This is a genomic window from Klebsiella electrica, assembly GCF_006711645.1.
GTDB lineage: Bacteria > Pseudomonadota > Gammaproteobacteria > Enterobacterales > Enterobacteriaceae > Klebsiella > Klebsiella electrica.
Map to the genome: position 1 here is coordinate 2,800,363 of NZ_CP041247.1, position 12,133 is coordinate 2,812,495.

General features: G+C 61.0%; 11 protein-coding genes. 2 read left to right on the forward strand and 9 right to left on the reverse strand.

What is annotated here, in order from left to right; genetic code table 11:
* Position 1 precedes the first annotated feature (1 nt).
* From paaG to paaA, 7 genes are read right to left on the reverse strand one after another with little or no spacing between them, the layout of a single operon-like run.
* The gene (gene paaG / locus Electrica_RS13360) at positions 2-790 is read right to left on the reverse strand and encodes a 2-(1,2-epoxy-1,2-dihydrophenyl)acetyl-CoA isomerase PaaG (protein ID WP_131049799.1); all 789 of its coding nucleotides are present in this window, start codon (positions 788-790) and stop codon (positions 2-4) included.
* A gap of 2 nt (positions 791-792) precedes the next feature.
* A complete protein-coding gene (paaF, locus tag Electrica_RS13365) occupies positions 793-1,560 on the reverse strand; it encodes a 2,3-dehydroadipyl-CoA hydratase PaaF (RefSeq protein ID WP_131049798.1) in 768 nt (255 codons plus the stop codon).
* A complete protein-coding gene (paaE, locus tag Electrica_RS13370; protein ID WP_141964691.1) occupies positions 1,557-2,627 on the reverse strand; it encodes a 1,2-phenylacetyl-CoA epoxidase subunit PaaE in 1,071 nt (356 codons plus the stop codon). Before paaE ends, paaF begins: the two co-directional genes overlap by 4 nt.
* 7 nt (positions 2,628-2,634) lie before the next feature.
* Positions 2,635-3,132, reverse strand: coding sequence for a 1,2-phenylacetyl-CoA epoxidase subunit PaaD (paaD, locus tag Electrica_RS13375; RefSeq protein ID WP_131049796.1), 498 nt, complete (start codon positions 3,130-3,132; stop codon positions 2,635-2,637).
* Positions 3,133-3,144: 12 nt separating this feature from the next.
* On the reverse strand, positions 3,145-3,900 hold the full coding sequence (paaC, locus tag Electrica_RS13380) for a 1,2-phenylacetyl-CoA epoxidase subunit PaaC (RefSeq protein ID WP_131049795.1): 756 nt from the start codon (positions 3,898-3,900) through the stop codon (positions 3,145-3,147).
* 7 nt (positions 3,901-3,907) lie between these two features.
* The gene (gene paaB, locus Electrica_RS13385) at positions 3,908-4,195 is read right to left on the reverse strand and encodes a 1,2-phenylacetyl-CoA epoxidase subunit PaaB (protein WP_131049794.1); all 288 of its coding nucleotides are present in this window, start codon (positions 4,193-4,195) and stop codon (positions 3,908-3,910) included.
* A gap of 11 nt (positions 4,196-4,206) precedes the next feature.
* Positions 4,207-5,136: a 1,2-phenylacetyl-CoA epoxidase subunit PaaA gene (gene paaA / locus Electrica_RS13390; protein WP_131049793.1), complete on the reverse strand. Its 930-nt coding sequence runs from the start codon at positions 5,134-5,136 to the stop codon at positions 4,207-4,209.
* Between the two features lie 286 nt (positions 5,137-5,422).
* Between paaA and paaZ the strand changes: the two genes are divergently transcribed.
* Together paaZ and tynA are read left to right on the forward strand one after the other, a co-directional pair.
* A complete protein-coding gene (gene paaZ, locus Electrica_RS13395) occupies positions 5,423-7,468 on the forward strand; it encodes a phenylacetic acid degradation bifunctional protein PaaZ (RefSeq protein ID WP_131049792.1) in 2,046 nt (681 codons plus the stop codon).
* Between the two features lie 308 nt (positions 7,469-7,776).
* Positions 7,777-10,044 (forward strand): primary-amine oxidase, encoded by a 2,268-nt coding sequence (gene tynA / locus Electrica_RS13400; protein WP_131049791.1) that lies wholly within the window; start codon positions 7,777-7,779, stop codon positions 10,042-10,044.
* A gap of 59 nt (positions 10,045-10,103) precedes the next feature.
* Here the strand turns inward: tynA and Electrica_RS13405 are convergent, their stop codons facing one another.
* Both Electrica_RS13405 and Electrica_RS13410 read right to left on the reverse strand, forming a co-directional pair.
* Complete coding sequence (locus Electrica_RS13405) at positions 10,104-11,057, reverse strand: zinc-dependent alcohol dehydrogenase family protein (RefSeq protein WP_141964692.1); 954 nt, start codon at positions 11,055-11,057, stop codon at positions 10,104-10,106.
* Between the two features lie 72 nt (positions 11,058-11,129).
* Positions 11,130-12,020: an oxidoreductase gene (locus Electrica_RS13410; RefSeq protein WP_100685213.1), complete on the reverse strand. Its 891-nt coding sequence runs from the start codon at positions 12,018-12,020 to the stop codon at positions 11,130-11,132.
* Positions 12,021-12,133: the final 113 nt, after the last annotated feature.

Consider the following 12,133-nt stretch of genomic DNA (forward strand, 5'->3'; position numbering starts at 1 on the left):
TCTATTTCCCGCTGAACTGTGGAGGACGCTTCGCCAGGAAGGCGCTGACGCCTTCCCGATAGTCATCGCTGCGTCCGGCCAGACGCTGATAATCGCGCTCAAGATCGAGCTGCGCATCGAGGCCGTTGGTCTCTGCGGCCTGCAGCGCTTTTTTGATAAGCCCCAGACCGAAGGTCGGCTGCGCCGCCAGATGGCGGGCCAGCTGACGACTGGTGTCGGCCAGTTCGGCGTCCGCCACCACTTGCCAGATAATCCCCCACTGCGCGGCCTGTTCGGCGCTGAGCTTCTCCCCGAGCAGCGCCAGCCCCATTGCCCGGGCGCGCCCGGCCACCCGCGGCAGGAACCAGCTACCGCCGCAGTCGGGGACCAGCCCCAGCTTGCTGAAGGCCATGACAAAATTCGCCGACCGCGCGGCAAGGACAATATCGCAGCCCAGTGCGAGGGTGGCGCCCGCACCGGCCGCCACGCCGTTCACCGCGGCAATCACCGGCTTCGGCAGCGCCGCCAGACGGCGTACCAGCGGGTTATAGAAACGCTCAACGGACAGACCCAGATCCGGCGGCGGACCGCTGGGGTCGACGTTGCGATCGTTTAAATCCTGACCGGCGCAAAAACCGCGGCCGGCGCCGGTAATCAGCAGGCAGCGCACGTTCTCATCGCGCTCGGCCTGAGTCAGACAGGCCGCCAGCTGCTGATGCATAAGGTCGTTAAAGCTGTTCAGACGATCCGGGCGGTTAAAGGTAATCGTCATCACACCCTGTTCTACTTCGCTGAGAATAAAAGCATCCACGATTAGCGTCCTTTAAATTCCGGGGTTCGTTTTTGTAAGAAGGCGGCAATACCTTCGCGGCGATCGTCGGTGGCGCTCAGCAGCGTAAACAGCTGGCGCTCCTGCTGAAGTCCGGCCTGAAGGCTCACTTCCTGCGCCTGGCGCAGCGACTGTTTCGCCGCACGCAGCGCCAGCGGCGAATGACCGGCGATGGTCGCCGCCAGCTTCAGGGCATATTCATCGGTCAACAGCGCCGGAGTGATATCGCACACCAGCCCGGCCTGTTGCGCCCGCTGCGCATCAATACTTTCGCCGCTCAGCACCATCCGGCTGGCCAGCGCTTTCCCGACGCAGCGGATCAGTCGCTGGGTGCCTCCGGCGCCGGGCATAATACCGAGAGTGATTTCCGGCAGGCCGAAGCGCGCGTTATCGCCCGCCACCACCAGGTCGCAGAGCAGCGCCAGCTCGCAGCCCGCGCCAAGGGCGTAGCCGTTGACCGCGGCGATCAGCGGCTTCGCAAACGCATCAATCCGCGCCCACAGACGTGGACGAATATCATCCATCGTGGCGGGCAGGTCTTTTTCCGCCATTTCGTTGAGGTCGGCGCCAGCGGCAAAGAAACGGCAGTTGCCGCCGATCACACAGGCACGGATATCCGGGTCAGCCGCCGCCGCGTCCAGCGCATCGGCAATCTGCGTCAGCAGCGCGTTATTCAAGGCATTCCGCGCCTGCGGACGATTGAGGGTCAGCAGCAGGACCCGCTGGTGACGGGTTATCAGCAGATCGCTCATGCCATTCCCCTTGCGTCAAAGTCGACCACCACATCGCCGCTGGTCGGCAGCGCCTGGCAGCTCAGCACATATCCGGCGGCCAGTTCGTCCGCTTCCAGGCTGTAGTTGGCCGCCATCGCCACTTCGCCGCGCAGCACTTTACATTTGCAGGTGGCGCAGACGCCGCCTTTACAGGCAAAGGGCAAATCCGCCCCCTGGCGCAGCGCCGCATCGAGAATGCTGTCATCTTCCGCGCTGAGGGCAATCTGCCGATCGCGGCCGTCCTGACGAATCGTGACGGTGCGGCCTTCCGCCTGCACGCCGGCGGCGCGTTTAACGCTGCTGCCTGGCGTATTAAAGCGCTCGAGATGAATCCGGTTTTGCGCCATCCCCAGCTCGCGCAGCGCCGTTTCGGCTTCATCCATCATCAGCGTCGGGCCGCAAATAAAGGCCTCGTCGAAGCGGCTGAAATCGAGCAGTCTGGCGGAGAGCGCGCGCAGTTTTTCGCCATCAATGCGCCCCTGCAGCAAATCGCTGTCCATCGACTCCTGGCTGAACAGATGCACCACCTGTAGTCTTTGCGGATAGCGGTCTTTTAAGTCCGCCAGCGCCTGACGGAACATCATGCTGCTACTGCTGCGGTTACCATAAATCAGGGTGAAGCGGCTGTTCGTTTCGCTGGCCAGCGTGGCGCTAATAATCGCCATCATCGGCGTGATGCCGGATCCGGCGGCAATCGCCAGATAGTGGGCCTCGCGCCCGGCCTGCGGCTGGTAGCCGAAGTGCCCCTGCGGCACCATCACCTCCAGCACCATCCCCTGGCAGATATCGCGCTGCGCATAGCGGGAGAAACGCCCGCCGTCGATGGCTTTGACCGCCACGCTGATTTCTGCGGGCGAGCGGCTGCGGCAGATGGAGTAGCAGCGGCGCAGTTCTTCCCCGCCGAGGCGGGCTTTCACCGTCAGGTGCTGGCCCGGACGGAAGGCGTACTCCGCCTGCAGCGCGTCGGGAATCGCAAAGGTTATGGTCACCGCATCGCGGGTTTCCGGCTCCACTTTCGCGACGGTAAGCGAATGAAACGTCGTCATGGCAACCTCAAATACATTTAAAGTAATCAAAGGGTTCACGGCAGCTGTCGCAGCGGTAAAGCGCTTTACAGGCCGTCGAACCGAATTCACTGATCGGCGTGGTGTGTACGCTGCCGCAGCGCGGGCAAACCACCTCCTGCGGCAGACCGGCGTGGCAGGCGTGCCCCTGCGGCGGACTGATGCCGTACTGGCGCAGACGTTCGCGGGCATCCTGGTTGATCCAGTCGGTGGTCCACGGCGGGTCAAGCTGCAGGACAACATGCACCGGCGTATAGCCGTGGCGGGCCATCGTCGCGCGGATCTCGCCCAGCAAATGCTCGGTTGCCGGGCAGCCTGAGTAGGTTGGCGTGAAGCCAATCACCCAGCCTTCGTCGTGCGGCGCCACGCTGCGCACCATGCCGAGGTCGGTAATGGTCAGCACCGGCACTTCCGGGTCGGGGATCTCGCTTAACAGCGCCCAGATAGCGTGGACTTCTGCGGGCGCGATAGCGGCAAGACGTTGCATAGCCACCTCCTGTTACCACTGCTGACCGGGGTAAGCGCGTTGCAGATACTGCATTTCCGCCAGCAACGGCCCGAGATGTTCGCTGTGCAGCCCCTGTTTGCCGCCGTGGCGAAACGCCGCCTGTTGCGGGATCTGCAAGCCGGCGTCGAGCAGCGCAGTGTGGACCGTACTCCGCCACTCCGCCTGCAGGTCGCGCGGGTCAACGGCAATACCCTGTTCGGCAAGGGTGATTTCCAGCGCGTCGGCGAGGAACAGTTCGCCGGTAAAGCGCCACAGGCCATCGACCGCCTGCTGCATTTTCTGCGCCGACACCTCGGTGCCGTTGCCCAGACGTTCCAGCCAGCCGCGGCTGAAGCGCAGGTGATAGCGCACTTCTTTAAGCCCCTTGGCGGCGATGGCGGCAATTTGCGCATCGCGGCTATTAATCAGCCGGGTAAACAGCGCCACGTGCCAGGCATCGATAAAGAACTGGCGGGCGATGGTGTCGGCGAAGTTGCCGTTTGGCTGCTCCACCAGCAGTAAATTGCCGTACTGACGTTCATCCCGACCATAGGCCAGGGTATCTTCATCGCCGCTCCCGATAAGCTCTGCCGCATAGCTGAGGAAGTTGCGCGCCTGGCCCAGCAGATCGAGGCCGATATTGGCCAGCGCGAGATCGATTTCCAGCTCCGGGGCATGGCCGCACCACGCGCCTAAGCGCTGGGCCAGCACCAGGCCGTTATCGCCGAGACGCAGCGCATAGGTTGCAACGGGATTCAGGTTGGTCATCGTTGCCTCACATATGTTCCATGCCGTCCGGCACGCGGTAGAAAGTCGGATGGCGATAGACTTTGCTCTCCGCCGGGTCAAAAAACTCGCCGCGTTCTTCCGGCTGGGAGGCGACTATCTGGCTGGCTTTCACCACCCACAGCGAGCAGCCTTCGCTGCGACGGGTGTAGACGTCGCGGGCATTTTCCAGCGCCATCTGATCATCGGCGGCGTGCAGGCTGCCGACGTGACGATGGGATAACCCCTGTTTGCTGCGGACAAAGACTTCATATAACGGCCAGTAAACGTTGCTCATCCTGCTTCTCCTTATGCCACGTCGCGGGTGTGTTGTTTTTGCGCATGCGCCAGCGCGGCTTCCCGCACCCATGCCCCCTCTTCCCAGGCTTTACGCCTGGCGGCCAGGCGTTCGTGGTTACAAATGCCGCGCCCGGCGATCACCTCGTTAAATTCCTGCCAGTCGATCTCGCCGAAGCGGTAATGGCCGCTGGCCTCATCCAGCTGCAAATCGGCGTCCGGCACGGTCATGCCGAGGATCGCCACCTGCGGTACGGTGTTATCGACAAAGCGCTGACGCAGTTCGTCGTTGGAGTGCAGTTTGATTTTCCACGCCATGCTGCGCGCGCTGTTCGGCGAGTTATCGTCGCTCGGGCCAAACATCATCAGGGCCGGCCACCAGAAGCGGTTAATCGCATCCTGTAACATCTGACGCTGCGCTTCGTTGCCCTCGGCCAGCGCCATGCAGGCTTCAAACCCCTGACGCTGGTGAAAGCTCTCCTCTTTGCAGATTTTGACCATTGCCCGGGCGTAGGGGCCGTAGGAGGTCCGGCACAGCGCCACCTGGTTGACGATGGCGGCGCCGTCGACCAGCCAGCCGATCACGCCGATATCCGCCCAGCTCAGCGTCGGGTAGTTAAAGATCGAGGAGTATTTCATCTGCCCGTCGAGCAACTTCTGATACAAGTCTTCCCGGGCGCAGCCGAGCGTCTCCGCCGCGCTATACAGATACAGGCCATGTCCGGCCTCATCCTGCACCTTCGCCAGCAGAATCGCCTTGCGGCGCAGCGTCGGCGCGCGGGTAATCCAGTTGCCTTCCGGCAGCATGCCGACGATTTCCGAGTGCGCGTGCTGGCCAATCTGACGGATCAGCGTCTGGCGGTAGGCATCCGGCATCCAGTCCTGCGGTTCGATGGCCGTATCCTGCGCGATCCGCTGCTCAAAGCGTTGTTCTTCTGTCACGTCATCACCTTTATGATTCCGATAAATTCATCAAACATGTATTTGTGAATCATTTTGTTTTATAAAAGTTACGCCAAGGTTAAATAAATCCACAAATTTTGTTTGTGTTTTTTGTGATGGTAACGACAAAAAATCGCCTTATCAGCGCCTGAAAGCAGGCTACATGCGGCAAGACACGACGCGCCCGCGATCACAATGTTAATAAATTATTAAATAGTCGTTTGCATTTCATGATTCATAAAATAACTATTTATCGATATTTAACGTAACACATTGGAGATTCGCCATGCAGCAGTTAGCCAGCTATTTATCCGGCGCCTGGCAGAGCGGTCGGGGCCGCGCCCGCACGCTTCGCCACGCCATCAGCGGTGAGGCATTATGGGACGTCACCAGCGAAGGGCTGGATATGGCGCAGGCGCGCCGTTTTGCCATCGACCACGGCGCTAAGGCGTTACAGGCCATGACCTTTATCGAACGTAGCGCGATGCTGAAAGCGGTGGCGAAACACCTGCTGGCAGAAAAAGAGGCGTTTTATGCCATTTCAGCGCAAACCGGGGCGACCCGCGGCGATAGCTGGGTCGATATTGAAGGTGGGATCGGCACGCTGTTTACCTACGCCAGCCTCGGCAGTCGCGAGCTGCCGGACGATACGCTGTGGCCGGAAGATGAACTGATCCCGCTGTCGAAACAGGGAGGTTTTGCCGCTCGTCATGTTCTGACCTCAAAATCCGGCGTCGCGGTGCATATCAACGCCTTTAATTTCCCCTGCTGGGGCATGCTGGAAAAGCTGGCGCCAACCTGGCTTGCCGGGATGCCGGCCATCATCAAGCCAGCCACCGCCACCGCCCAGTTGACCCAGGCCATGGTCAAATCGATCATCGACAGCGGGCTGGTACCGGACGGGGCCATCAGCCTGATTTGCGGCGGCGCGGGCGATCTGCTCGATCACCTGGATAGCCAGGATGTGGTGACCTTTACCGGCTCCGCCCATACCGGCCAGCAGCTGCGCGTACACCCGAACCTGGTCGCGAAATCGATCCCCTTCACCATGGAGGCCGATTCGCTGAACTGCTGCGTGCTCGCAGAGGACATCACCCCCGAACAGCCGGAATTTGCCCTGTTTATCCGCGAAGTGGTGCGCGAGATGACCACCAAAGCCGGGCAGAAATGTACCGCGATTCGCCGCATCCTCGTTCCGCAGGCCCAGGTTGATGCGGTCAGCGAAGCGCTGATTGCCCGTCTGCAGAAAGTCACCGTCGGTGACCCGGCGCAGGAAGGGATAAAAATGGGCGCGCTGGTCAGCCAGGAGCAGCGCCAGGATGTACAGGACAATGTCAACGCGCTGATTCAGGCCGGGTGCGAGGTTCTGCTCGGCGGTCAGGCCGATCTTAACGCCGCCGGCGCCTTCTTCCCGCCGACGCTGCTGTTCTGCCCGCAGCCGGATGAAACCCCGGCGGTGCATGCCATCGAAGCCTTCGGCCCGGTTGCCACCCTGATGCCGTATCAACATCGCGAGCACGCCCTGTCGCTGGCGCGCGCCGGCGAAGGCAGCCTGGTCGCCACGCTGGTAACCGCCAGCGGCGAGCTGGCGCGGGAGTTTATTCTCGGCGCCGCCCGTGCACATGGTCGTATCCAGGTCCTCAACCAGATCTCTTCCGTCGAGTCCACCGGCCACGGTTCACCGCTGCCGCAGTTGGTTCACGGCGGGCCGGGTCGCGCTGGCGGCGGCGAAGAACTCGGCGGTTTGCGCGCGGTGAAACACTATATGCAGCGTACCGCGGTTCAGGGCAGCCCGACGATGCTGGCCGCCATCGGTCAGCAGTGGGTTCGCGGCGCCGAAGTCAGCGAGGATCGTATTCATCCGTTCCGTAAATATTTTGAAGAGATCCAGCCCGGCGATAGCCTGCTGACCCCGCGCCGCACGCTGAGCGAAGCGGATATCGTCAATTTTGCCTGTCTCAGCGGCGATCACTTCTATGCGCACATGGACAAAATTGCCGCCGCAGACTCCATTTTCGGCGAGCGCGTGGTCCACGGTTATTTCCTGATCTCCGCGGCGGCCGGGCTGTTTGTCGATGCCGGCGTCGGGCCGGTTATCGCTAACTATGGCATGGAAAACCTGCGCTTTATCGAGCCGGTGAAACCGGGCGATACCATTCAGGTTCGCCTGACCTGCAAGCGTAAAACGGTGAAGCGCCAGCGTAGCGCCGAGGAGAAAGCGACCGGGGTGGTGGAGTGGGCGGTAGAGATATTCAATCAGCACCAGCAGCCGGTGGCACTCTATTCCATCCTGACGCTGGTGGCCCGCCAGCGCGGCGACTTTGCCGATTAAACGCTGCCTGCCCCGCCGCTTCGGCATGCAGGACTGTTCACGATGCCTCTGCGGAGGCATTTTTTGCGCCCCGCCCGGCGGTGTTCCAGGCATAACTGGCAAATCTGACAAACAACCTGGCAAGAGCAAACAAACGCCAACCGGCCAGCCGCTGGTAGGTTAAAGCGAGTAAAGCCGACATTTCGCAGCGGCAAGCGACAACACAACGCGCCGGAATCATTGGCGTTGCAGGCAGTCAGCAGGGACGCGTGGTCACCGTAGATGCAACCCAAAGCATGACGGGAATATAAATATAAGATGAGGTCACAATGGCAAATAACTCAATGCGTTCCCCGCGTAAAACGGCTTTATCCCTGGCCGTTGCGCTGTTTTGTGCCTGGCAATCACCGGTGTTCGCGCACGGCGACGAGGCGCATATGGTCCCGATGGATAAAACGCTGCAGGCGTTTGGCGCCGACGTGCAGTGGGATGATTATGCCCAGATGTTTACCCTGATGAAGGACGGCGCCTACGTCAAAGTGAAGCCCGGCGCAAAAACGGCCATCGTCAACGGCAAATCGCTGGATTTACCGGTTCCGGTAGTGATGAAAGACGGCAAGGCGTGGGTCTCGGATACCTTTATCAACGATGTCTTCCAGTCCGGTCTTGATCAAACCTTCCAGGTCGAGAAACGCCCGCATCCGCTCAACTCGTTATCTGCGGCGGAAATCAGCGAAGCGGTAACGATTGTCAAAGCCTCGCCGCAATTCCGCCCCAACACCCGTTTTACCGAAATCTCGCTGCACGAGCCGGATAAAGCGGCGGTGTGGGCCTTCGCGCTTAAAGGAACCGCCGTTGAGGCACCGCGCACCGCTGACGTGGTGATGCTCGATGGCAAACAGGTCATCGAAAGCGTGGTGGATTTACAGAATAAGAAAATCCTCTCCTGGCAACCGATTAAAGACGCTCACGGCATGGTCCTGCTGGATGATTTCGCCAGCGTGCAGAACATCATTAACGCCAGTGACGAATTTGCCGCGGTGCTCAAAAAACACGGCATCACCGACAGCAAAAAAGTCATTACCACCCCGCTGACCGTCGGTTACTTTGACGGCAAAGATGGCCTGAAGCAGGATTCCCGCCTGCTGAAAGTGGTGAGCTATCTGGATACCGGCGACGGCAACTACTGGGCGCACCCGATCGAAAACCTGGTCGCCGTGGTGGATCTTGAGCAGAAGAAAATCATCAAAATTGAAGAGGGTCCGGTGATCCCGGTGCCGATGGAATCGCGTCCTTATGATGGCCGCGACCGCGTGGCTGCCGCGGTTAAACCGCTGGATATCACCGAACCGGAAGGCAAAAACTACACCATTACCGGCGACATGATTCACTGGCAGAACTGGGATTTCCACCTGCGGCTGAACTCCCGCGTCGGGCCGATTCTCTCCACCGTGACCTACAACGACAACGGGCAGAAACGTCAGGTGATGTATGAAGGCTCGCTGGGCGGGATGATCGTGCCTTACGGTGACCCGGACGTGGGCTGGTACTTCAAAGCCTATCTCGACTCCGGCGACTACGGCATGGGCACCCTGACCTCGCCGATCGTTCGCGGCAAAGATGCGCCGGCGAACTCGGTCCTGCTGGATGAAACCATTGCTGATTATACCGGGGCACCGACCACCATCCCGCATGCTATCGCGATCTTCGAGCGCTATGCCGGTCCGGAATACAAACATCAGGAGATGGGCCAACCGAACGTCAGCACCGAGCGCCGCGAGCTGGTGGTGCGCTGGATCAGTACCGTCGGCAACTACGACTATATCTTTGACTGGGTGTTCCACGAGAACGGCACCATCGGCATCGACGCCGGCGCCACCGGAATCGAAGCGGTCAAAGGCGTCATGGCGAAGACCATGCACGATCCGAGCGCCAAAGAAGATACCCGTTACGGGACGCTGATCGACCATAACATCGTCGGTACTACCCACCAGCATATCTACAACTTCCGCCTCGACCTTGACGTTGATGGCGAGAACAACACGCTGGTGGCCATGGACCCGCAAGTGAAGCCCAATACCGCCGGCGGCCCGCGCACCAGCACCATGCAGATTAACCAGTACACCATCGACAGTGAACAACAAGCGGCGCAGAAGTTCGATCCGGGAACCATTCGCCTGCTGAGCAACACTACCAAAGAGAACCGGATGGGTAACCCGGTGTCGTATCAGATTATCCCGTACGCGGGCGGCACCCACCCGGTGGCAACCGGCGCTAAATTCGCGCCGGATGAGTGGATTTACCACCGTCTGAGCTTTATGGATAAACAGCTGTGGGTCACCCGCTATCATCCGTCAGAGCGTTACCCGGAAGGGAAATACCCCAACCGCTCGACCCATGATACCGGCCTTGGCGCCTATGCGAAGGATAACGAGTCGCTGACCAACCATGATGACGTGGTCTGGATAACCACCGGCACCACCCACGTGGCGCGGGCGGAAGAGTGGCCGATTATGCCGACCGAATGGGCGCATGCGCTGTTGAAACCGTGGAACTTCTTTGATGAAACCCCGACGCTGGGCGAAAAGAAAAAGTAGGTTTGTCGCGCTGATGACGGCACGGATGCCGTCAACGGTTCACGCTTGCCTGCGGCGGTCTAATCCTCAGCGGTAAAATCGAGCAGGATTTTACCGTGACCGTCTCCCGGAGCGCGGGCGCTTATCGCCTCACGCCAGCGACTCAGGGGGATCACTTGCGCAGGCGGCAGCTGCGTTGCCTGCAACAGCGGCCAGATTTCGCGAAATGCCGCCTGCCACGCGGCGGTTGAAAGCGCGGCCAGCGCCTCACGCAGATGAAATTTATACACCCTGGGCGTCGCCCGGGTTTGACTCAGCGCCTGCCCGGACAACAATCCGTAGGACACCAGCTCAGCCCGCTCCGGCAGCACCGACAATATCGCATTCGCCAGGCCGCCGCCGACGGCATCAAACACCCGATCGGCGTGATGACTCACCTGTTCCAGCATCAACCGGTCGCTCTCCAGCACAGGATAAACACCCTGCTGCGCCAGGCGGTGAAAATGCCGCTGCGAACGGATCGCCCCGCTCACCGAACGCGCTCCTTTTAGCAACGCCCACTGCGCCAGCAGGCTGGCACACGAGGAGCCCGCCGCGGTCAGTACAATGTTTTGCCCCGCTACCGGCCACCGCCGGAGCATCAGCAGCGCGGTCAGAGGGTTAATATAAGCGCGGGCGGCCAGCCGATCGTCAATCTCATCAGGGACCGGTACCAGCCAGCGTGCGTCGATATCCAGATAGCTCTGCCAGGTGCCCGCGCCCCGTAGAGGCAGTACCCGCTGACCGGGCGCCACGCTGACGCCTGGCGGCGCGTCAACCACCACGCCAACCCCTTCATAGCCCGCCGTCGCCGGGAGCCGGGTGCGGTGGCGATAGGCGCCGGTCACCGGGATAAGGTCGGAAGGATTAACCGCGGCGTAGCGCATTTTAACCCGCACCTTCCCTGCCGCCAGCAGCGGTAAAGGAAAGATGCGCAGCGTCAGCGCCGATGATGGCGGCCCATAGTGGTGATAACAAAGCGCGTGTTGCAGCATAGTCGGCATTCAGAAGAGTAAAAACGAGATAATAGCCAACGCTCGCCAGATCCTCGCCGCCGCGTTCCCCCGTCAGCCGGGTCCGTCGCTGGCGGCCGCCAGCAGCGGTACGATAAGATCGCTCAGCGGCGTCGCAATGCCGTGCAGGCGCCCGCGGCGCTGTACCACGCCGTTACGAATCGCCCATTCCAGCGGCCGCCCGCTTTCGCGGTCAATCAAAATCGAAGTACTGAGATCGGGCGGCGCACGATGGAATCCTTCAACAATTTCCTGCGGCACGCTGTCGCTCAGCCTGGCGCCTTCCGCGCGCGCGACGAGCAGGCATTCGCGTAAATAGGCCAGCGCGATGTCGGTGATATCGTCACGGGCGAACATACCGGCCCGACGGCCCGTCAACACCATCAGGCCAGCCACCGCATTTTGCAACAGCTTACGCCAGGCGACGGTGGTGAAGTCATCGGCCAGCTCCACCGCGCAGCGGGTGCCTTGCAGCGTTTGCTGTACCAGCCGGGCCTGCGGCAGATCCGGCAAGGTCAGCCGGGGCGTCGCTCGCAGCCAGACGGAGGCATCGGGTTCGCGCTGCGCCGGAAACCATACCACCGCGGGCAACACCGTCGCTCCCGCGACGTGATCGGCAAACTGCGCCTGCTGTTCGACGCCGTTTTGCAACACGCACACCACCGTTTTTTCATCGCACAACGCGGTCAGCCACGGGGCAATATCGGGGTTCTGGGTCGCTTTGACCGCAACGAAAACCAGCGAAAACGGCCGCACAATGGCCGTGGGGTCGGTCAGTACCGGACCGGGGACCGTAATCTCTCCGCCATCGAATTTGAGCAACAGCTGCGCATGAGATGTTCGTCCGCACACCACCGGCGTGCGCCCCACCTCATGTAGCGCTGCGGCTATCGTGGTGCCAATCGCGCCGGGGCCAAGAAGGGCAACGGCAGGCTCCTTCGACATCATATCCGCCTCCTGATGATAAGCTCCGCCACCATGGCGGGAAAGCATTAACAGTAGCGATAAATGTGCTGATTCAGCAACCCTTGTTCGCGGATAACGACGGGCACGCTGTA

Coding starts and splice junctions, on each gene's coding strand:
- Electrica_RS13410 (WP_100685213.1), bottom strand. CDS start 12,020: ATGTCGAAGGAGCCTGCCGTTGCCCTTCTTGGCCCCGGCGCGATTGGC.
- paaC (WP_131049795.1), bottom strand. CDS start 3,900: ATGACCAACCTGAATCCCGTTGCAACCTATGCGCTGCGTCTCGGCGAT.
- tynA (WP_131049791.1), top strand. CDS start 7,777: ATGGCAAATAACTCAATGCGTTCCCCGCGTAAAACGGCTTTATCCCTG.
- paaF (WP_131049798.1), bottom strand. CDS start 1,560: ATGAGCGATCTGCTGATAACCCGTCACCAGCGGGTCCTGCTGCTGACC.
- paaZ (WP_131049792.1), top strand. CDS start 5,423: ATGCAGCAGTTAGCCAGCTATTTATCCGGCGCCTGGCAGAGCGGTCGG.
- paaB (WP_131049794.1), bottom strand. CDS start 4,195: ATGAGCAACGTTTACTGGCCGTTATATGAAGTCTTTGTCCGCAGCAAA.
- Electrica_RS13405 (WP_141964692.1), bottom strand. CDS start 11,057: ATGCTGCAACACGCGCTTTGTTATCACCACTATGGGCCGCCATCATCG.
- paaE (WP_141964691.1), bottom strand. CDS start 2,627: ATGACGACGTTTCATTCGCTTACCGTCGCGAAAGTGGAGCCGGAAACC.
- paaD (WP_131049796.1), bottom strand. CDS start 3,132: ATGCAACGTCTTGCCGCTATCGCGCCCGCAGAAGTCCACGCTATCTGG.